This is a genomic window from Synechococcus sp. RSCCF101, assembly GCF_008807075.1.
Classification (GTDB): Bacteria; Cyanobacteriota; Cyanobacteriia; order PCC-6307; family Cyanobiaceae; genus RSCCF101.
This window is the reverse complement of record NZ_CP035632.1, coordinates 1,537,712-1,556,525: the sequence shown is the minus strand read 5'-3', so window position 1 is coordinate 1,556,525 and position 18,814 is coordinate 1,537,712. Positions and strand designations below refer to the sequence as shown.

Sequence of the window (18,814 nt, the reverse complement as noted above, 5' to 3'; positions counted from 1 at the left end):
CTGAAGCCAATGGATGCGTCTGTTGGTTTCCGACCTGATCCTCAGACAAGTTGGTTTTTACCTGGTGTCCATGGCGCTGTGGCCCCACACCGATCCATCCCGAACTCGGTTGTGAAACGCAGCAGCGGCGACGATAGTTGGGGGTAGCCCCCTGAGAAAATAGCTCGATGCCAGGTTAAACCTCTTGATTTGAGTGATGAGAAAGCCGCCTTTCGAGGCGGCTTTTTTCATGGTCGCCCCTGCCTGCCTACCTGCCTGCCGTTGTGCTGGCCCGAGGGGTCGCACCGGTCATGGCATGAGCAGCAGCTGATCGAGGCGTTCGATCCGCCGGTGGGGGCCGGGGGTGTCCTCCCTGTTGCCGTCGCGATGGCAGTAGGCCGTCCGGCAACCGGCTGTGCTGGCGGCATCGCATTCGGCCCGCGCATCGCTGACAAACAACACGGTCGATGGCTGACATCCCAGTTGGGAGGCAATGGTGCGGTAGCTGGCTGCGTCCGTTTTCCTGCCGCTGGTGGTGTCGAACCAGTGGCTGAACAGAGAACTCAGATCGCCCTCGGTGGTGTGGCTGTAGAGGAGTTGCTGCGCGCGCCGGCTGCCCGAGGAATACACCGCCAGCGTTCGCTTCTTCTGCCGCCACTGGCGCAGGCAATGGCTCACCTCAGGGAACAGGCTCACCTTCAGGTCACCGCTCTCATAGCCCCGGTTCCAGATGCGGCCCTGCAGTTCCTTCAGAGCCGTCACCTTCAGATCGGCATCGATCATGGCCAGGGCGATGCCGATGGCCCGTTCCGTGTCCGGCACTGTGCTGCTCTGCTGTTGTGAGGACCGCTCTGCTGCCACCGGCAGGGTGCCGGCATGCTCCCGGTCCCAATCGATCAGATGCTGCAGCTGACGCCTGACCTCCGGCTCTGCGGCATGGGCCCTGATGTGGTCAGCAAGGTGCTCGCGGGCGTAGGGGAACAGCACCTCGCTAACGAACGCGATGGGGCAGGTGGTGCCTTCGATGTCCAGCAGGATCACTTCGATTGGAGGCGCGTCTGACATCTCAGCCGGGCCTCCCGCCGTGCAGTTGTGGTGCTGCCCATGGCCTGCAAAACCGTTGCTCTGGCCCGAATCGTCGAGCTCTCGTTCCGCCGTCATCCGAATGCCCTCAATCCGCTGAATCGAGAGTGCTCATCCTGGCCTGACAGCCAGGGCCTGCAGCAGCAATCGGCGCCAGTGCTGTTCCAGCAGAAATTCCAGAATCTCCAGGTGGCGCCGGGCAGTGCTCAGGCCTGCGCCCCAGGCGTAGAGACCATGCCCCGCCACCAGCAGGCCCGGGCATCCGGGTTCAATCGTCCTCTGCGCCAGTTCGGCCAGTCGCGGCACGTTCTGGTCATTGGCGATCACGGGGATCCGCAGCTGCTCCTGATGGCTGCTCCGTCCGTTCAACCCCTTCAGCATCTCCAGCCCGGTGAGCCTCAGTCCGCCCCTCTCCAGGTAGTGGTCCGACAGCAGTGTTCCGGCCTGGGAATGGGTGTGCAGCACCGCACCGGCGCCCTGCGTGCTCACCGCCATCCAGTGCAGGGGCCATTCGGCGCTGGCCCGGCCGGAGCCCTGCACCACCTCCCCGCTGCCATTCACCAGGATCAGGGCATCCGCCTGAACCGTTCCCTTCTCCACCCCGCTCGGTGCCATCAGCAGCAGGGGTGGATCGCAGGAGGGCACGCGTACGCTGAAGTTTCCACCCGTTCCATCGCACCAGCCGCGCCGGTGGATCGCGGCCATGCAGCTGCACAGCTCTTCCCGCATCCGAGCTTGAGCACCTGTGTCCAGGGGCTGTTGAGGCAATGCGACCACCGCTCCTGCTCCACCTGTGACCAGGATGCCTCCCGCGTCGTCCATGACCCTGCCACCCAGCCTGATCTGGCGATCGGATCACCTCGATCTGCTCGACCAGCGATGCCTGCCTCAACAGGAGATCCGGCTGAAGCTGCGCACACCGGAATCCGTGGCCGACGCGATCCGCGCGATGGCGGTGCGCGGTGCACCCGCCATCGGCCTGGCCGGGGCCTGGGGCCTGGTGCTGGCGGCCCGTCAGGGGCGCGAGCTGCCGGAGGCGGCCTCCATGCTGCGGGCCTCAAGACCGACGGCGGTGAACCTGGCCTGGGCTCTGGATCGCATGCTCGAGGCCAGCAGCAGCGATCCCGAGCGGCTGGCCCTCGTGGCCGGGCGTCTGGCCGATGAGGAGCGTGAACGGAGCGAGCGCCTGGTAGCCCACGGAGTCCGGCTTGTGCCGGAGGGCGCCTCGGTGCTGCACCACTGCCACACCGGTGCCATCGCCACGGGGGCCGGCGTGGGTACCGCTCTCGGTGTGATCGCTGCCGCCCACCGGCAGGGTCGCCTGCGCCAGGCCTGGCTGGACGAGACGCGTCCGCGCCTTCAGGGTGCCGCCCTGTCGGCCTGGGAGCTGCAGCAGCTCGGGGTGCCCTGCACCGTGCTGGTGGATGGCGCCAGCGGGCTGCTGATGCGCCAGCGCCGGGTGGACCTGGTGATGGTGGGCTGCGACCGGGTGGCCGACAACGGCGATGTGGCCAACAAGATCGGCACCTACAACCTGGCCCTGGTGGCGAGGGCCCATGGCCTGCCCTTCTACGTCTGTGCGCCCCGCAGCAGCATCGACACCGCCACGGCCAGCGGCGGGGCCATCCCGATCGAGGAGCGGCCGGCCCGTGAGATCACCCACTGGCGGGACACGGCCATGGCGGCGCCCGGGGCCCGGATCTGGAATCCGGCGTTTGACATCACCCCGGCCGAACTGGTGACGGGGCTGATCACCGAAGACGGGGTGCTCCGGCCACCGTTCCCCGGCGGCCTCGGGCAGGCCCTGGACAGGATCGGTTCCACACGGGCTTGTGATCAGGCCGGAGCCTGACGGACGGCCTGGCAGCGGGGACACCAGTGGCTGCTGCGGCCGGAGATGCGCAGGCGCTCGATCACCGTGCCGCAGCGGCGGCAGGGCTCGCCCGTCCGTCCGTACACCCAGGCCTGACCGCCGTAGTTGCCGTTGAGGCCCCGCAGATCCCGGAAGTCGCGGAAGGTGGTGCCGCCGGCACCGATGCTGAGCTGCAGCACCTCGATCAGGGCCTGTCTCAGCCGCTCCAGCGCGGCGTCATCGAGAGTGCCGGCGGGGAGAAGCGGATGCAGGCCGGCCATGAACAGGCTTTCGTCGGCGTAGATGTTGCCGATGCCGGCCACCACCCGCTGATCCAGCAGCGCCGTCTTCACCGGGCGCCGGGAACCCTTCAGGGCCTCCCGGAATCCCGCCAGGGTGAAGGCGTCACCCAGCGGTTCCGGCCCCATCTCCTGAAGGCCGCGCACGATCGCCTCGACCGGTAGATCCGGAGGCACCCACCACATCTGGCCGAAGCTGCGGGTGTCGACGAAGCGGAGTTCGTCGCCGCCGGCGTCCCAGAGTCGGACGCGCGTGTGGGGGCATGGATCGGGAAGTGGCGGGGTGTGCCAGAGGAACTGGCCGGTCATCCTGAGATGCACCACCCAGAGGCCACGATCGGCCTCACCGTTGTCAGCGGTTGAAACCGGTCCGGATCCGGTGGAGTGGAGGGGGCAGATCAGGTACTTGCCCCGTCGCTGCCACACACCCGTCCGACTGCCCTCCAGGCCGGCCCTGAAGGCCGGCACCTCCGGAGGCCAGGCCACGGCTCTGGCCCTGAGCACTTCCACCCTGCGGATGGAGAAATCGGTCAGCTGACGCGATAGACCGCGCCTGACGGTCTCCACTTCGGGGAGCTCAGGCACGGCTCTCAGACCGGATCACCGGATCCCTGGTTGTCAGTGGATCCGGTGATCGTGATGCGATGCGGATTCAGGCCAGCTCGAGTTCGGACTCGGCGAAGTTGTTGGTGTTCACCCCGCCGTCGGAACCGCTGTAGCCGTTGTAGTTGACCTTGTCGAAGCGCACCACGACCGGGTAGCGGATGCCCGATGTGTCGACTGAGGCGACGGTGCCGACCTCGTTGAACCAGTAGGACTCAGGGCGCTTGATGCGCACCTTGGCGCCGCGGGAGATGGCCATCGCTGCGTTGGAGAACTGGTGTCTGCACGGGGAACCTAGCCGTGCGCCCCGGGCAGCCTCTGGCCGTGTCACAGAACGTCGCGGGGGCTGCGTCGTGGCACGATCGCGGCGGATCCACGGGACGGCTTGTGAGGGATGCTCCGGTTCTGACGCTTGATCTGCCCGATCCGGAGCAGGACGATCTGAGCACCGTGGAGTTCCTGGCCCGGCTGGAGGAAGCCTGGTCGGTGTGCGATCGCTTCGATCTGCAGACCGAGATCTGGCGCGGACGCATCCTGCGCGCGGTGCGCGATCGGGAGAAGCGGGGCGGGGAGGGCCGCGGCGCCGGTTTTCTGCAGTGGCTGCGGGAGCGGGAGATCAGCAAGACGCGTGCCTACTCCCTGATTCAGCTGGCCGATTCCTCCGATGCCCTGGTGGAGGACGGGCCGCTGGAGGCCGGCAGCGTCAATCACTTCTCCAAGCGGGCCTTCGTCGAGACCGCCCAGGCCCCTCCCGAGGTGCAGCAGATGATCAGCGAGGTGGCCAATGAGGGGCAGTCGATCACCCGCAAGCAGGTGCGTCGTCTCAGCGACGACTACCTCGCCGCCACCAGCCCGCTGATTCCGGAGGAGGTGCGGCAGCGCACGCAGGAGAACCTGCTCCCCCCCGGGCGGTGGCGCCGCTGGTGCGCGAGCTCGCCCGCCTGCCCGAACCCCAGCTGGAGGATCTGCGCTCGGTGCTGAAGGAGGAGCCGGAGCTCGAGCGGGTGCGTGAGGTGACCAACACGGCCCGCTGGCTCAGCCGTATGGGGGATGCGGCCCCGGCGGTGCGGGCCTTTCAGGATCTGGGTCTGGATCTGGAGGGGGCGTCGCGGGAGGCGGTTCGGCTCGATGTGCTCGGTGTCCTCTCCGATGCGGTGGCTCAGGCCCAGCAGCTGGAAGCCGCCGTGCTCAAGCTGCACACCAGCTGGCGGCGGCTGGCGGGACTGCACGAACGGCTCTGGGTGGAGAGCGGCAGCAGCACGCCCCATCTGCGGGAGGCGCTCGCGGCGCTCCAGGCCCTCAGCGGCAGCACGATCCGGGTGTCCCTTGGGGAGCTGAGCGGGGGCAAACGGCTGCGCCTGCAGCTGGTGGAGGAGAGTCCCGATCGCCTGGAGGCGCCGCCGCTGCCATGAGCCGCACCGATCCGCTCGGCCAGGCGCTGGAGCGGCACTTCGGCTGGACCAGCTTCCGCTCCGGCCAGCGGCCGGTGATCGAGGCCCTGCTGGCCGGGCGCGACACCCTGGCCGTGCTGCCCACCGGCGGCGGCAAGTCGCTCTGCTATCAGCTGCCGGCGCTGGTCCGGGAGGGACTGGTGCTGGTCGTCTCCCCTCTGGTCGCCCTGATGCAGGACCAGGTGCACCATCTGCGGCGCCGGGGCATCGCCGCGGCCTGCCTGCATGCGGGTCTGCCGCGGGAGGAGGCGGATGCCGTGCGGCGCTCCGTCGGCGACGGGAGCCTGCGCCTGCTCTATCTGGCGCCGGAGCGCCTGCAGTCGCAGGGGATCGCGCAGCTGCTCCGCGATGCGCTGGCCCGGGGGGGCCTGGTGGCTCTGGCGGTCGATGAGGCCCACTGCATCAGCGCCTGGGGCCACGACTTCCGTCCCCGCTACCGGCGCCTGGGGGAGCTGCGGGCGCTGTGTCCCGGTGTGCCGATGCTGGCCCTGAGCGCCACCGCCGCACCGCGGGTGCGGGCCGACATCATCCGCCTGCTGGCGCTGCGCCGGCCCCTGGTTCAGGTGAGCTCGGCCCGCCGCGCCAACCTCCAGTACACGATGCGGCTCCGTCCGAGTGATCCCCTGCCCCAGGTGCTGGACGCCGTGGCGGCCGCCCGCGGCGCCAGGCTGCTCTACGTGCGCACCCGCCGCGCTTCCGACACCTGGGCGGCCCGGCTGCGGGAGAACGGCGTGGCGGCCTGCGCGTATCACGCCGGCCTGGACTCCGGCGATCGCCATCAGGCTCTGCGGCACTTCCAGCAGGCGGATCGTCCCGTGCTGGTGGCGACCTCGGCCTTCGGGATGGGGGTGGACCGTCCGGACGTGGGGCTGGTGATGCATCTGGATCTGCCGGCCAGTGCCGAGGCCTATCTGCAGGAGTCCGGCCGGGCCGGGCGGGATGGGGCCGGGGCTGACTGTGTGGTGCTCTTCCATCCCGAGGACCGGCAGCGGCTGGCTCTGGCCATGCGGGCTTCGGTGATGCTGCAGGCCGGCGAGGAGACGGCCGAGCGGCTGGCCTGGAGCCAGCGCCAGCTTCGGCGGATGGAGGCTCTGGCCGAGGGGGAGGGGTGCCTGGAGCAGGGCCTGCTGCTGTCGGTCGGTGAGGTGGTGGACCCCTGCGGTCGCTGCGATCGCTGCCTGCGGCCGCCCGCCGCCAGCGACTGCAGTGACGGCGTGCGCCTGATTCTCGAGCAGCTGCCCGAGGCCGGCAGCGCCGATGGGCGCCGGCTGTGCCAGGAGCTCCAGCGCAGCCGGGCCGAGCAGGACCTTCAGTGGGACTGGCTGGTGCGGCGGCTGGTGGAGGAGGGGCTGGTGGGAGAGAGCGAGGACGGCGGGCGCCGGCTCTGGCTCACCGCCCCCGGTCGGCACTATCTCCGCTCACCCTGGAGGCTTCGCTTCGGCCGGCCGCAGGCGGCCTGATCGTTCCGCTGCCGCAGGCGGCCCCCCTCTCCTGCCCGCCGCGTCAGCCTCCCTTCTCCCGGCAGAGGTCGCTGAGCAGCTGTCGCTCGAAGTCGCTGCGGGGGGTCTCCCAGGTCTTCCAGGCTCCGGTGGCTCCGGTGGCGTTGAGCCGCTTCGCTCCGCAGTTCACCGCCAGGTAGAGGGGCTGATCGTCGCCGTTCAGCGTCGGCGCCACGTGGCTGCCATCCATCGGCAGCCAGTTGGCCCAGTCCACCCGGAGCGGGCCGTAGGTGCGCCAGTCGGGGGCGTTGGCCATGCCCTCCGCCGTGGCTGGTACGGGTTCCGCGGCGGCCGCGCGCTCGGGCTGTACCGCGGCGACCACGGTTTCAGGGGCCGGCTGCGGAGCGGGAGCTGCCGCCGGAGCGGGGGCTGCTGCTACTGGTGCGGGTGTGGGAGCGACCGCTGCTGGTGAATGGGCGGGTGCCGGTGCGGGGGGCGCCGCCGAGGCCGGCTGGCGGAGGTTCAGGCGCTGCCCCACCTGCACCCGGTCGGCATCCTCGATGCCGTTGAGCGCCATCAGGCGGCTGAGGGGCAGGTCGTAGGCCTCAGCGATCCGGGAGAGGGTCTGGCCGCGGCCCACCACATGCTCTGCGGCAGAGGGGTCCACCTTCAGCGGAGCGGGTTGGCTGCGAACGCCCGCCGGCAGCCGCAGGCGTTCGCCGGCCTGGACGTAATCGTCGTCGTCGAGGTCGTTGAGGGCGGCCAGCTGAGCTGCGCTCACGTTGTAGCGCTCGGCGATCTCCGAGAGGGTCTCCCCGGGTTGCACGGTGTGGCGGCCGCTGCCGGCGGTGCTGCCGCCGTCGCCTGTCGGGCTGAGCTGCAGGCTCTGGCCCGCCTCGATGTGGGCCGGATCACTCAGGCCGTTGAGCTGCATCAGCCGGCGCATCGACACCCCGTGCCGCTCGGCGATCTCCGAGAGGGTGTCTCCCGGTTGCACCGTCACCTGGGCGGCCGGCATCGGAGGCAGTGCGCCCAGCAGCAGGACGGGAGCGAGCAGTGCGCTGGCCGTGCCACCGAGGGTGCGCAGCATGGGTCTCACGTGGGTGAGCGAACCCTAAGGCGATTGCGGGAAGGCGCCAGTCCCTTCGGGGGCTGGACGGCAGCGCCCGGCGGACCTAGCTGTGAAGCATTGGCCTGGGCCGTTGATGTCGGGTGCTGGATCCCCCTGGTGGGAGGGGTGTGTGATCTATCAGCTGATCCCCCGTTCGTTCAGCGATGGCAACGGCGACGGCATCGGCGACCTGCAGGGTCTCAGTTCCCGGCTGTCCTACCTGCGCTGGCTCGGGGTGGAGGCGATCTGGCTGACGCCCATCTACCCCTCCCCCCTGCGGGACGGTGGGTACGACGTCAGCGACTTTCAGGCCATCCATCCCGAGCTGGGCGATCTGGCGGCCTTCCACCGGTTCGTGACCGCCGCCCATGCCAAGGGCATCAAGGTGGTGCTCGATCTGGTGCTGAACCACACCAGCGTGCTGCATCCCTGGTTCCAGCGGGCCCGCTGGGCACCCCAGGGGAGCGTGGAGCGCGAGGTGTACGTCTGGAGCGACGATCCCGGGCGCTATGCCGGGGCACCGGTGCTGTTCCGCCACTTCGAATCCTCCAACTGGGAGTGGGACGAGGTGGCCGGCCAGTACTACTTCCACCGCTTTCTGCGCCATCAGCCCGATCTCAACTACGAGAACCCCTGGGTGCAGGAGCAGATGCTCGCGGTGGTCGACTTCTGGCTCGAGCGCGGTGTGGACGGCTTCCGCCTCGATGCGGTGCCCTTCCTCTACGAGGAGGAGGACAGCCGCTGCGAGGGGCTGCCCGCCACCCATGCCTTCCTGAAGCGGCTGCGCGAGCGGGTCGATGCCTCCGGCCGCTCGATCCTGCTGCTGGCGGAGGCGATCCAGCCGGTGGAGGAGTCGGCCCCCTACCTGGCGGATGACGAGCTGCACGGTGCCTTCAATTTCGTGCTCACCGCCCATCTGTTCTCGGCTGTGGCCACCGGTCGCACCGAGGGCCTGAAGCGGGCCATCAGCCAGGCCGTGAGCACGGTGAAGGGCTGTCGCTGGGCCCTGCCCCTGCGGAACCACGATGAGCTCTGGCTGGGGGATGGCCATCTGGTGGAGCCCTCGGTGATCCAGGCGATCCGCTCCGGGCTCGTGCAGGGCCAGGGGCACTGGCTGAACTGGGGCATCAACCGGCGCCTGGCCCCCCTGCTCAACGGCGATCAGCGGGCCAACTCGATGCTGCACGGTCTGCTGTACAGCCTGCCGGGCATGCCGTGTCTGTATTACGGCGATGAGCTGGGCATGGGCGACTGGCCCGGTCTGCGGGACCGCGATCCCAACCGCACCCCGATGGCCTGGACGCCCGCCCGCAACGGCGGCTTCTCCACCGCCCCGGATCCCCTCCTCGTCTTGCCCCCGATCACCGCCCCGGGCTACGACTACCGGGTGGTGAACGTGGAGGTGCAGAAGCAGCTCTCCGGCTCGCTGCTCAACTGGCACCGGCGCATGCTCACCTGCCGTCGGGTGCTGCCGGCCCTGCGCACCGGCGACTGCCAGCTGCTGGATGCCGGCCATCCCAGCCTGCTGGCCTATGCGCGCAACGGGGATGGCATGACCGTTCTCGTGGTGGCCAACCTCTCCTCCGCCGGCGCCTCCACCTGGCTCGATCTCTCGGGCTGGCAGGGCGCGCGGATGCGGGAGGTGCTCTACGGCAGCGAGTTTCCCCCGGCCTCCCGCCGCTGGCACGTGTATCTGCCGGCCTATGGCTTTTTCTGGTGGCTGATCGGTGAGGTCGGCGAGGCGGGCGAGGGCAAGGGGGATGAGGCCTCCGAGACGCCGCGGCGGGCCGTGCCCGCGGCCCCTGCCGGCACGGTGGCCGCGGGGGGCATCCGCCCCTGAGCCTCAGACCAGCGTCTCCCAGTCGCCCGGCGCCGCTCCCGCCGGGGTTGGGGGGTGGCCTTCCCGGTCCAGGAGCTCCTCCACCAGCGGCGCGAGGCGGCGTGCTTCGGCCTGATCGACCATGGCCAGCCGGCAGCGGCGCGCCAGCACCTCCACCGCGCTGCGGGCCTGCTCGTGGCGGATGCCGTGGCGGATCTCGGCGGCGCAGAGCGGCACCGCCGGGCTGAGGGGCTCCAGCTCGGCGGGCGTCTCGGCGCAGGCCAGCACCCGGTCCGCCCTCAGGCCGTGGGAGGCGATGAGGTGATCGGCCTGCGCCTCCTGCAGCACTCCGGCCGGCAGTTGGCTGAGCAGGTCCTGCCGGCAGCGGTGCAGCGGCTCGGCCATCGCCGCCGCGCCCCCGGCCACGGCGCCCAGCACCGGAGCTTCGCGTTCGGCCGGCAGGCTGCGCCCCAGCTGCCGCTCCACCGCCTGCAGGGTGTCGTGGGCCATGGGCCGGCAGGTGGTCCATTTCCCGCCCATCACGCTGATCAGCCCGCTGGGCAGGGTCTCCACCTCGTGCTCCCGCACCAGGCCGGCGGTGTTGCCGGTGGGGCCCCCGGCGGCCTGCAGCAGCGGCCGGCCGCCGGCCCACACGGCACTGACGGTCACCGGTCGGTTCGGGAACCAGCGCGCCACGTAATCGAGCAGGTAGTCGCGCTCCTGGGGGCTGGCCCGGTTCACCTCGGCGGCCTGGCAGGGGGTGTCGGTGGTGCCCACCAGGGTGCGGCCATGGAAGGGCAGCATGAACAGCACGCGCCCGTCGTCGGTGGAGGGCACCAGGAGCCCGGCACCCTCCGGACAGAGGTTCTGCTCGAGCACCACGTGCACGCCCCGGCTGGTCTGGAGCCGTGGCGGAGCATCGGGATCGGCCATGTGCCGCACCGCATCGGCGGCCAGACCCGTGGCATTGACCACGACCCCCGCCTCGATCCGTTCGCAGCGGCCGCCCTGCTCCACCAGCGCGCCGCCGACGCGACCGTTCTCCAGCAGCAGCTCACGGGCCCGGCAGTGGGAGCGCACGTCGGCCCCTTCCGCCGCGGCAGTGAGAGCCAGGAGCAGGTTCAGCCGGGCGTCGTCGAACTGGCCGTCGCTGTAGAGCACCGCGCCGCTGGCCCGGGAGCTGAGGCCGGGCAGCAGCCGCTGCAGCGTGCCGCCGCTCACCGCCCGGCTGGGGGCGATGGCGCGGCGTCCGGCCAGGGCGTCATAGAGGCCCAGGCCGATGCGGTAGTAGAGCGTGGCCAGGGGCTGGCCGGTGGGCAGGGCCAGCTCCAGCGGCCGGGCCAGGAAGGGGACCTGATCGAGCCAGTGACCGCGCTCCAGCAGGGCCTCGCGCACCAGCCGCAGCTGGCCGGCATCGAAGGTCTTGAAGGCCAGCTCCAGGTAGCGCACACCGCCGTGCAGCAGCTTGGTGCTGCGGCAGCTGGTGCCGCCGGCCAGATCGCCCGCCTCCACGAGCACCACGGAGAGTCCACGCCGCACGCCGGAGAGGGCCACGGCCGCACCGGTGGCCCCGCCGCCGATCACCAGCAGGTCGGTATGGGTGGTGGACATGGCAGACCGATCAGGTGTCCCAGTGGAGGCTGCGGCGCACCGCCTCCTCCCAGCGCCGGCGCCACTGGCTCCGGGCCTCGCTGTCCATGCTGGGCTGGAAGCGGCGCGGGCCGGGATCGCGCACGCCAGCCTCGAAGGCGGATGGCTCGGCCACGACCCCGGCCTCCAGGCCGGCCATCATGGCCACGCCCCTGGCGGTGCTCTCCAGATCCGCCGGCCGCCGCACCGTGATCCCGCTCGCATCGGCCTGGGCCTGCAGCAGCAGGTCGGAGGCGGCGGCCCCGCCATCCACGGCCAGTTCCTGCAACGGGGTGCCCATGGCCTCCTCCGCCAGGCTGACCAGCGTCGCCACCGACAGGGCGATGCCCTCCAGGGCGGCCCGGGCGATGTGGCCGCGGCGGCTGTCGCGGGTGAGGCCGATCAGCAGAGCCCGCGCACCGGGATCCCAGTGGGGCGTGCCCCAGCCGGTGAAGGCGGGCACCAGCATCACGCCGCCGCTGCCGCTCACCTCCGCCGCCAGGGTGTTGACCTCCTCGGAGCGCTCGAACAAGCCGAGGCCGTCCCGCAGCCACTGCACCACCGTGCCGGCATTGAACAGGCTGCCCTCGAGGCAGTAGGTGGGGGTGCCGTGGGCGTCGGTCCAGCCCAGGGTGCTGAGCAGGCCGCTGTCGGAGCGCCGCAGCTCGCTGCCGGTGTTGATCACCAGGAAGGCGCCGGTGCCATAGGTGCATTTGGCCTCGCCCGCCCGGAGGCAGAGCTGGCCGAGGGTGGCGGCCTGCTGGTCGCCCAGCATCGCCGTGATCGGCACCCCGGCGAAGGGCAGGCCGGCGGCGATGGTTCCGAAGCCGCCCCGGCAGGGCCACAGCTCGGGCAGCGCGCTCTCGGGCAGACCGCAGGTGCCGGCGGCATCGGGCAGCCAGGTTCGCTGTTCCAGGTCCATCAGCAGGGTGCGGCTGGCGTTGCTCATGTCCGTGCGGTGGGGCTGACCCTCCGCCAGGTTCCGCAGCAGCCAGCTGTCGACCGTGCCGAAGCAGAGCTCGCCCCGCCCGGCGGCAGCCGCGGCCTCGGGCTCGTGCTCCAGCAGCCAGGTGATCTTGCTGGCACTGAAGTACGGATCGAGCAGCAGGCCGGTGCGGTGGCACCAGCTCTCCTCCAGGCCCGCCTCCTTCCAGCGCCGGCAGATGGCGGCGGTGCGCCCGTCCTGCCAGACGAGGGCGGGCCCGAGGGCGCGGCCGTCGCGGCGGGACCAGAGCACGGTGGTCTCGCGCTGGTTGGTGATGCCGCAGGCGGCCACCGCGCGGCGCTGAGCGTCATCGAGCTGGGTCTCGAGCGAGCGCATCGCCTGCCGCTGGCTGTCCCAGATGGCCCCGGCGTCCTGCTCCACCCAGCCATCGGCGGGATAGCGGATCGGCAGCGGCGCGCTGGCGGAGGCCACCTGCCGGCCCGACGGGGTGTACAGCACCGCCCTGGAGCTGCTGGTGCCCTGATCGAGAGCCAGGATCAGCGGTTCGGCCATGGCCCGCATCGCACTGCTCCAGTGCTAACGCTGAGGCCGGATGCGGGCCATGGGCATGGAACAGGCCGGTGCAACGGGCGGTGGCGGCGGCGGTCTCGACGGGTCGCTCGAACCGAGCTGGGTGGCCGATGCGGTGGTGTATCAGGTGTTCCCCGACCGCTTCCGCCGCAGTGGCCGGGTTCGCGAGCAGGCGGGCCTGACCCTGGACCCCTGGGGCAGTCCCCCCAGCCCGCATGGCTTCCAGGGGGGCGACCTGCTCGGGCTGATCGAGGGGCTGGATCACATCCAGTCGCTGGGGGCCACCTGCCTGCTGCTGAACCCGATCTTCCAGTCGGCCAGCAATCACCGTTACCACACGGACGACTACCTGCGGGTCGATCCCCTGCTGGGCGGCGAGGAGGCCTTCTCGGCCCTGCTGGAGGCCGTGCATGCGCGCGGCATGCGGCTGGTGCTCGACGGGGTGTTCAACCACTGCGGCCGCGGCTTCTGGCCCTTTCACCACCTGGTGGAGAACGGTGCCGACTCCCCCTACCGCGACTGGTTCGTGGTGGAGCGCTGGCCGATCGATCCCTATCCCCGCAGCCCTTCGGACACCTGCGGCTACCACTGCTGGTGGAACGCCCCCGCCCTGCCCAAGTTCCGCCACGCCCATCCACCGGTGCGGGACTTCCTGCTGGACGTGGCGCGCCACTGGCTGGAGCGGGGCATCGACGGCTGGCGCCTGGACGTGCCGGACGAGGTGGAATCGGGCTTCTGGCTGCCCTTCCGCCGGATGGTGAAGGCGGTGAACCCCGAGGCCTGGATCGTGGGCGAGATCTGGGGCGATGCCCGCCCCTGGCTGGCCGGGGACCGGTTCGACGGGGTGATGAACTACCGCATGGCCTGGAGCAGCCTGGGCTTCTTCGGAGCGGAGACGATCCGCTCGGACCTGGCCTTTCAGGCCATGCCCTATGGCCCCCTCGATGGGGCCGGCTTCCTGACGGTGGTGGAGCAGACCCTGGGCTGGTACACGGCGGCGGTCAACCGCTGCCAACTCAACCTGCTGGACAGCCACGACGTGCCGCGGGCGCTGCATGTGCTCGGGGGGGATCGCAGCGCTCTGACGCTGGCGCTGCAGTTTCTCTTCGCCCTGCCAGGCGCACCCTGCATCTATTACGGCACGGAGGTGGGCCTGAGCGGCGGCCCGGAACCCGGCTGCCGGGAAGCCCTGCCCTGGCGGCCACTGGAACAAGGGGGCGCTGCCGGGGCGAAAGCCGCCGTGGTGGTGGACCCGGAGCTCACCCGCCTGCTGCAGGAGCTGACGGCGCGGCGGGCCCGCCATCCGGCACTGCGGGGCGACGGCTGGCGGCTGCGGGAGCTCAGCGACGACAGCGGCGTCTGCTGGGGGCTCTGGCTCGAGCGCTGGCAGGACGGCGACCGGCTGCATCTGGTCTTCAACCGCAGCCGGGAGGAGCGGCCCGTGCCCGAGGCTCTCCTCTCGAACCTGGACGCGGAAACCCCATCCCGCATCCCGGCACGGGAGGTGCTGGTGCTGCCGGCCTGAGCGTCGCCGCAGGCGGCAGAAGCGGGTTCAGGGCAGTGCCAGCGCCGATCCCTCCCGTCGTGGGTCGGCGGCGCCACGCCAGCGATCGCCGCGGCGCCGGATCAGGGCCAGGCCGCTGCTGAAGCCCCGCCGCTCAATCCGGTGCCCCAGCTCGCTCAGCCCGTCAGCCGGGTGAGCGGGGGCCTCCTCCAGCAGGGTCGTCTCGGGCCGGACGGCCAGATGGGGAAGGGCCACCACCTCGGCGGCCGGCAGGTCCCAGTCGAGCGCGGCCTGCAGGGCTCCCACCAGATAGTGGGGAATCAGCCAGCCACCCGGTGAGCCCAGGGCCAGCACGGGCCGGTTGCCGTCGAACACGATCAGCGGGGCCATGGCGCTCATGGGCCGTTTGCCGGCATCGATGCGGTTGGCGATGGGCAGGCCGTCCCGCTCGGGCCGGAAGGAGAAGTCGGTGAGCTGGTTGTTCAGCACCATGCCGTCCACCAGGTGCCGGCTGCCGAACACGGTCTCCACCGAGCCGCTGAAGCTGGCGATGTTGCCGGCGGCATCCACCACCACAAGATGGGTGGTGCCGCCCCCGGCGCCGCGGGACTGGCTGGCGAAGCGGAGGCCGGCGCTGCCGGGCGGCGTGCCGGCGGCCGGGGCGGGGGTCGGCCGCTCCGGATCGATGCGTGTTGCCCGCTGCTGCAGGTAGGCCGGATCGAGCAGCCCCTGCAGGGGTATGGGGCCCTCGGCCGGATCCCGCACCCAGTGGGCGCGGTCGGCATCGGCCAGCCGCAGGGCTTCGGCCCGCAGATGCCAGGCCTTCAACTCCTCCTCCGGTGCGGGCTCCGGTAGGCGGGCCTGGAGCAGGGCCAGGCTCTGCAGCAGCGCCAGGCCGCCGCCGCTCGGGGGCGGCACGCTGCAGACCCGCCAGCGCCGGTAGGGCAGGCACAGGGGCTTCCGTTCCAGGGCCCGGTAGGCCGCCAGATCCTCAGCGGCGAAGCCCCGCCCGCGGGCTCCCTGCCGCGCCAGGCCCCGCAGCCCGGCGAGCAGGCTGCGGGCCTGCTCGCCGCGGTAGAAGGCGTCGCCGCCTCCCGCGGCCAGGCGCCGCAGGGTGGCCGCCAGCTCCGGGTTGCGCAGCCGGCTGCCCACAGCGGCCGGCTCTCCGTCCGGGCGGTAGAGCCGGCGGAAGGCCGGGCTGTGGCCGGTGCCGAGGCGTTCGGCCAGGGCGATGGAGCGCTGCAGCCGGGGCGTCACGCGGAAGCCACCGTCAGCCAGCGCGATGGCGGGCTGGAGCAGCTCACCCCAGGGCTGCTCCCCGAAGCGACGGTGGGCTTCGGCGAGGAGGGCGACTGTGCCGGGCACGCCGATGGCGGTGAGGGTGCGCGTGGCCTCCAGCCAGGGCAGCGGCGTGCCATCGCTCTTCAGCCAGCTGGCGGGGGTGGCGTGGGCCGGAGCCGTTTCCCGGCCATCGAAGGCCTGCAGCCGGCCGCTGGCCTGATCCCAGTGCAGCAGGAAACCGCCCCCTCCCAGCCCCGAGCTCTGGGGCTCCACCACCGCCAGCACCGTCTGGGCGGTCACGACAGCATCCATGGCGCTGCCGCCCTCGCGCAGCACGGCCAGGGCGGCCTGGCTGGCCAGGGGATGGGCCGTGACCACCAGGGACCGCCCCTCGGCACGCGACACGGTGGGGCGGGAGGCCTCGATCGCCTCCGGAGCTTCCGGGCTCGGCTGAGCCCAGACGGGCGCAGCGCCCAGGCCCGTCAGCAGGCTGAGCAGGGCGCCCGCCATGGTCACGCGGCGTGAACAACGGGGCATGCGGCAGCGAGGCTTGGAGGCAGGGTCCAGGATGGTGCTCCGAGACGGCGCAGCGGGAATCAGGGGAGCGTGCCGCCTGGGCTGGGGGAACAGGACGAAGCCATGAAGCCATCAGCAATGCTCAACCGTTGCTTTTCCACAGCTGCATCCGAGCTGTTTCCACAGGTTGATGCGGGACTTTCCACAGCAGGCTGCTGGCGAAGCTGATTCAGTGCAGGCTGTTTCGCACCTGGCTCTGGAAAACCCCGGTTTCCACTTGACAGGCTCATGCCGTGCGTTTTTCCGGCGGTTGTTGAGTCGATCTCCCTCCTCCTGGCCTGCCAGGACAGGCTTCTCGCGATCAGACGTGTACGAGAAGCGCGAGACGGGTGTTTTTGACGGGCCCAGGCTTCCGTGGCGAACTGGTGCTCCATCCTTCGCCCGCTGTCTCCGTGGAACGACCGCAGGAGCCATCGACGCGTGCCTCATCCGCTCGACGATCCGCGTCGCTGCCGCCGTCGCCCGCGACCGAGCTGTTGGTTCTCAGAGCCAGCAGTTTCGATGATGCCGCCAGCGCGATCGATTCGGTTCGCACCGGCGTGCCGGTGGTGTTTGATGTGTCCGGCCTGCCAACGCCGGTCCAGACCCGCCTGACGGATTACCTCTGCGGGGGTGTGGTTCTCGTCGGGGGATCGACCCGCTGCCTTCAGCCGGGATGCTGGCTGGCGGCTCCAATGACGCGACCCGCTTCGTGCCCCGGAAAAGCCCTTGACGAGACTTGAACTCGTGACCTCTCCCTTACCAAGGGAGTGCTCTACCGCTGAGCTACAAGGGCATGTGGAAGGTGGGCCGGGTTGGATTTGAACCAACGTAGGCAGAGCCAGCGGATTTACAGTCCGCCCCCATTAACCACTCGGGCACCGACCCGAACCACACCACGTGACCCTACCAGCCGACGCGCCGAGGACCCTGAAGGTGCTGCTGCTGAACGGTCCCAACCTCAACCTGCTGGGCCGCCGTGAACCCGGCATCTACGGCAGCGCCTCGCTGCAGGCGATCGAGGAGGACCTGGTCAGCCGTGCCGCCCGGCAGACCGTGGAGCTCGCCTGTTTCCAGAGCAACCATGAGGGGGCGCTGGTGGAGCGGATCCAGCAGGCCATGGGCCAGATCGATGGCATCCTGATCAACGCGGCGGCCTACACCCACACCTCCATCGCCCTGCGCGATGCCCTCGCCGCGGTGGCCCTTCCCTATGTGGAACTGCATCTGAGCAACGTGCACGCCCGGGAATCCTTTCGCCACCACAGCCTTCTGGCCGACCGGGCCCTGGGTGTGGTGAGCGGCTTCGGCGCTCACAGCTATGTGATGGCCCTCGATGGCCTGGTGCAGCATCTGCGCCGGAAGGAGGACGCCGGGGCCGGCGCATCCCGATGAGCCTGCTGCTCAGCCCGGAGGCCGCTACCGCCCGCATCCGCTGGCTGGCGGAGCCCAGCAGCGCCGCCTGGCTGGAGCAGGCCCTGGCCCATCCGATGGCGGTGCTGATCGATCACGCCCACTGCGAGCGCAAGGCCGCCGGAGCAGCGGTGCAGCTGATGTTCCGCTACCTCTGCGAACCGGGGCTGGGGGAGGTGCTCAGCCCGCTGGCGCGCGAGGAGCTGGAGCATTTCGAGCGGGTGCTGGCGCTGATCAAGGCGCGCGGTGAAACCCTGCAGCCCCTCAAGGCGCCGCCCTATGGCGCGTCGCTGGCGGCGCTGGTGCGCCGCGGCGAGCCCCAGCGCATGCTCGATTCCTTCCTCGTGTCCGGGCTGATCGAAGCCCGCAGCCACGAGCGGATGGCCCTGCTGGCCAGCCACAGCCCCGATGCCGAGCTGCGGCGCCTCTACGGCGACCTCCTCGCCAGCGAGGCGCGCCACTTCGGGGTGTACTGGCTGCTCTGCGAGGCCCGCTGGCCCCGGCCGCTGATCATGGAGCGCCTGCAGGAACTGGCTCAGGCGGAGGCGGCGATCCTGCGGACGCTGCACCCTGAGCCCCGGATGCACAGCTGAGGGCCTCCGGCAGGGCGTCGAGGCGTGGGTAGCGCGCTGCTCCCTCCCAGCCCGTGAAGCTGGCCACCCAGCCCTCCGGGTTGCCGAAGAAGCGCAGGGCACAGAAGTGGGGCCGGGGTCCCATGTCGAACCAGTGGCGGGTGCCGGCGGGCACGGCGATCCAGTCGCCCCGGGTGCAGAGCACCTGCAGCACCTCGTCTCCGATGTGGAGGCAGAACAGCCCCCGGCCCTCCACGAAGAAGCGCACCTCGTCCTCGCTGTGGGTGTGCTCCTGCAGAAACATGGCCCGCAGGCGCTCCCGCTCCGGGTGATCGGGGGCCAGGCGCACCACATCCACCGTCTGCAGCCCCACCTCGTTCCGCACCCGCTCGATGGCGGCGGCATGGCGCTGCAGCAGGGCTTCAGAGGCGGTGGCGTTGTCCGGGGTGTCGACGGTTGCCGGCGCGGTGGTCTCGATCGGCCAGCGCTCGAAGCGCAGGCCCCGGGCCGCCAGTTCCACTGCGATCCGTTCCGGCTGCTCGTGCAGGGCCCGCGGGCCGGCGGGTGCTCCCGTGCTGTCGTCTGTGGCGACGTCGTAGATCAGGAGCCGGCTCACCGCCCATCCGCAGCATCCGGCCGACCCTAGGAAGGCGGGTTGCGGTTTCTCCTCCTGCCTCCCTCCCCGACCGCTGCCGCGTGGCCGTTCCG

The 18,814-nt window shown here is 70.9% G+C and carries 16 protein-coding genes, 2 tRNA genes, 1 rRNA gene and 1 pseudogene; 9 read left to right on the top strand and 11 right to left on the bottom strand.

Annotated elements, in window-relative coordinates:
• The first annotated feature begins 60 nt into the window (after window positions 1–60).
• Window positions 61–176, top strand: a 5S ribosomal RNA gene (rrf, locus tag EVJ50_RS07540).
• Between the two features lie 112 nt (window positions 177–288).
• Here rrf and mtnC read toward each other — a convergent pair.
• Complete coding sequence (mtnC, locus tag EVJ50_RS07535) at window positions 289–1,140, bottom strand: acireductone synthase (protein WP_150883241.1); 852 nt, start codon at window positions 1,138–1,140, stop codon at window positions 289–291.
• A 33-nt stretch (window positions 1,141–1,173) separates the two neighbouring features.
• Window positions 1,174–1,767 (bottom strand): methylthioribulose 1-phosphate dehydratase, encoded by a 594-nt coding sequence (gene mtnB, locus EVJ50_RS07530; RefSeq protein WP_370455463.1) that lies wholly within the window; start codon window positions 1,765–1,767, stop codon window positions 1,174–1,176.
• A 115-nt stretch (window positions 1,768–1,882) separates the two neighbouring features.
• Between mtnB and mtnA the strand changes: the two genes are divergently transcribed.
• Complete coding sequence (gene mtnA, locus EVJ50_RS07525; RefSeq protein ID WP_150883239.1) at window positions 1,883–2,914, top strand: S-methyl-5-thioribose-1-phosphate isomerase; 1,032 nt, start codon at window positions 1,883–1,885, stop codon at window positions 2,912–2,914.
• Here the strand turns inward: mtnA and EVJ50_RS07520 are convergent.
• A complete protein-coding gene (locus tag EVJ50_RS07520; RefSeq protein ID WP_150883238.1) occupies window positions 2,899–3,798 on the bottom strand; it encodes a DNA-formamidopyrimidine glycosylase in 900 nt (299 codons plus the stop codon). The genes mtnA and EVJ50_RS07520 overlap by 16 nt on opposite strands.
• Window positions 3,799–3,865: 67 nt before the next feature.
• Window positions 3,866–4,075, bottom strand: a complete 210-nt coding sequence (locus EVJ50_RS07515; RefSeq protein WP_150883237.1) for a photosystem I reaction center subunit IV — start codon at window positions 4,073–4,075, stop codon at window positions 3,866–3,868.
• A 128-nt stretch (window positions 4,076–4,203) separates the two neighbouring features.
• Between EVJ50_RS07515 and EVJ50_RS07510 the strand changes: the two are divergent.
• Together EVJ50_RS07510 and EVJ50_RS07505 are read left to right on the top strand one after the other, a co-directional pair.
• Window positions 4,204–5,228, top strand: a pseudogene (locus EVJ50_RS07510) (hypothetical protein).
• A complete protein-coding gene (locus tag EVJ50_RS07505) occupies window positions 5,225–6,727 on the top strand; it encodes an ATP-dependent DNA helicase RecQ (protein WP_150883236.1) in 1,503 nt (500 codons plus the stop codon). The pseudogene EVJ50_RS07510 and the gene EVJ50_RS07505 overlap by 4 nt, the downstream one beginning before the upstream one ends.
• Window positions 6,728–6,770: 43 nt before the next feature.
• On the opposite strand, the gene EVJ50_RS07500 is transcribed toward EVJ50_RS07505, so the two are convergent.
• Window positions 6,771–7,796 (bottom strand): LysM peptidoglycan-binding domain-containing protein, encoded by a 1,026-nt coding sequence (locus tag EVJ50_RS07500; protein ID WP_150883235.1) that lies wholly within the window; start codon window positions 7,794–7,796, stop codon window positions 6,771–6,773.
• A 115-nt stretch (window positions 7,797–7,911) separates the two neighbouring features.
• Between EVJ50_RS07500 and EVJ50_RS07495 the strand changes: the two genes are divergently transcribed.
• Complete coding sequence (locus EVJ50_RS07495; RefSeq protein ID WP_150883234.1) at window positions 7,912–9,657, top strand: alpha-amylase family protein; 1,746 nt, start codon at window positions 7,912–7,914, stop codon at window positions 9,655–9,657.
• A gap of 3 nt (window positions 9,658–9,660) precedes the next feature.
• On the opposite strand, the gene EVJ50_RS07490 is transcribed toward EVJ50_RS07495, so the two are convergent.
• The gene (locus EVJ50_RS07490; protein ID WP_150883233.1) at window positions 9,661–11,247 is read right to left on the bottom strand and encodes a glycerol-3-phosphate dehydrogenase/oxidase; all 1,587 of its coding nucleotides are present in this window, start codon (window positions 11,245–11,247) and stop codon (window positions 9,661–9,663) included.
• Between the two features lie 10 nt (window positions 11,248–11,257).
• Entirely contained in the window at window positions 11,258–12,772 is a 1,515-nt protein-coding gene (glpK, locus tag EVJ50_RS07485) for a glycerol kinase GlpK (RefSeq protein WP_370455462.1), read from the bottom strand.
• Between the two features lie 46 nt (window positions 12,773–12,818).
• Between glpK and EVJ50_RS07480 the strand changes: the two genes are divergently transcribed.
• Window positions 12,819–14,306 (top strand): glycoside hydrolase family 13 protein, encoded by a 1,488-nt coding sequence (locus tag EVJ50_RS07480; RefSeq protein ID WP_150884940.1) that lies wholly within the window; start codon window positions 12,819–12,821, stop codon window positions 14,304–14,306.
• A gap of 27 nt (window positions 14,307–14,333) precedes the next feature.
• Here the strand turns inward: EVJ50_RS07480 and EVJ50_RS07475 are convergent, their stop codons facing one another.
• Window positions 14,334–16,103, bottom strand: coding sequence for a gamma-glutamyltransferase family protein (locus EVJ50_RS07475; RefSeq protein ID WP_225322848.1), 1,770 nt, complete (start codon window positions 16,101–16,103; stop codon window positions 14,334–14,336).
• Window positions 16,104–16,471: 368 nt separating this feature from the next.
• Between EVJ50_RS07475 and EVJ50_RS15350 the strand changes: the two genes are divergently transcribed.
• The gene (locus tag EVJ50_RS15350) at window positions 16,472–16,864 is read left to right on the top strand and encodes a cell division protein SepF (protein ID WP_370455461.1); all 393 of its coding nucleotides are present in this window, start codon (window positions 16,472–16,474) and stop codon (window positions 16,862–16,864) included.
• Here the strand turns inward: EVJ50_RS15350 and EVJ50_RS07465 are convergent.
• Together EVJ50_RS07465 and EVJ50_RS07460 are read right to left on the bottom strand one after the other, a co-directional pair.
• A tRNA-Thr gene (locus EVJ50_RS07465) sits at window positions 16,846–16,917 on the bottom strand. The two genes, EVJ50_RS15350 and EVJ50_RS07465, sit on opposite strands and share 19 nt — an antisense overlap.
• Before the next feature lie 10 nt (window positions 16,918–16,927).
• Window positions 16,928–17,009: transfer RNA gene (locus tag EVJ50_RS07460), tRNA-Tyr, on the bottom strand.
• A 42-nt stretch (window positions 17,010–17,051) separates the two neighbouring features.
• On the opposite strand from EVJ50_RS07460, the gene aroQ reads away from it, so the two are divergent.
• Both aroQ and EVJ50_RS07450 read left to right on the top strand, forming a co-directional pair.
• A complete protein-coding gene (gene aroQ, locus EVJ50_RS07455; protein ID WP_150884936.1) occupies window positions 17,052–17,516 on the top strand; it encodes a type II 3-dehydroquinate dehydratase in 465 nt (154 codons plus the stop codon).
• Window positions 17,513–18,127 (top strand): tRNA-(ms[2]io[6]A)-hydroxylase, encoded by a 615-nt coding sequence (locus EVJ50_RS07450; RefSeq protein WP_150883230.1) that lies wholly within the window; start codon window positions 17,513–17,515, stop codon window positions 18,125–18,127. The genes aroQ and EVJ50_RS07450 overlap by 4 nt, the downstream gene beginning before the upstream one ends.
• On the opposite strand, the gene EVJ50_RS07445 is transcribed toward EVJ50_RS07450, so the two are convergent.
• A complete protein-coding gene (locus EVJ50_RS07445) occupies window positions 18,045–18,722 on the bottom strand; it encodes an acireductone dioxygenase (RefSeq protein WP_150883229.1) in 678 nt (225 codons plus the stop codon). The genes EVJ50_RS07450 and EVJ50_RS07445 overlap by 83 nt on opposite strands.
• Window positions 18,723–18,814 lie beyond the last annotated feature (92 nt).

Bases quoted from the DNA above. Each gene is read 5' to 3' on its own strand.
- mtnA (WP_150883239.1), top strand. From the start codon at position 1,883: ATGACCCTGCCACCCAGCCTGATCTGGCGATCGGATCACCTCGATCTG.
- EVJ50_RS07480 (WP_150884940.1), top strand. From the start codon at position 12,819: ATGGAACAGGCCGGTGCAACGGGCGGTGGCGGCGGCGGTCTCGACGGG.
- mtnC (WP_150883241.1), bottom strand. From the start codon at position 1,140: ATGACGGCGGAACGAGAGCTCGACGATTCGGGCCAGAGCAACGGTTTT.
- mtnB (WP_370455463.1), bottom strand. From the start codon at position 1,767: ATGGCCGCGATCCACCGGCGCGGCTGGTGCGATGGAACGGGTGGAAAC.
- EVJ50_RS07475 (WP_225322848.1), bottom strand. From the start codon at position 16,103: ATGCCCCGTTGTTCACGCCGCGTGACCATGGCGGGCGCCCTGCTCAGC.
- EVJ50_RS07515 (WP_150883237.1), bottom strand. From the start codon at position 4,075: ATGGCCATCTCCCGCGGCGCCAAGGTGCGCATCAAGCGCCCTGAGTCC.
- EVJ50_RS07500 (WP_150883235.1), bottom strand. From the start codon at position 7,796: ATGCTGCGCACCCTCGGTGGCACGGCCAGCGCACTGCTCGCTCCCGTC.
- EVJ50_RS07495 (WP_150883234.1), top strand. From the start codon at position 7,912: ATGTCGGGTGCTGGATCCCCCTGGTGGGAGGGGTGTGTGATCTATCAG.
- glpK (WP_370455462.1), bottom strand. From the start codon at position 12,772: ATGCGGGCCATGGCCGAACCGCTGATCCTGGCTCTCGATCAGGGCACC.
- EVJ50_RS07490 (WP_150883233.1), bottom strand. From the start codon at position 11,247: ATGTCCACCACCCATACCGACCTGCTGGTGATCGGCGGCGGGGCCACC.
- EVJ50_RS07450 (WP_150883230.1), top strand. From the start codon at position 17,513: ATGAGCCTGCTGCTCAGCCCGGAGGCCGCTACCGCCCGCATCCGCTGG.
- EVJ50_RS07505 (WP_150883236.1), top strand. From the start codon at position 5,225: ATGAGCCGCACCGATCCGCTCGGCCAGGCGCTGGAGCGGCACTTCGGC.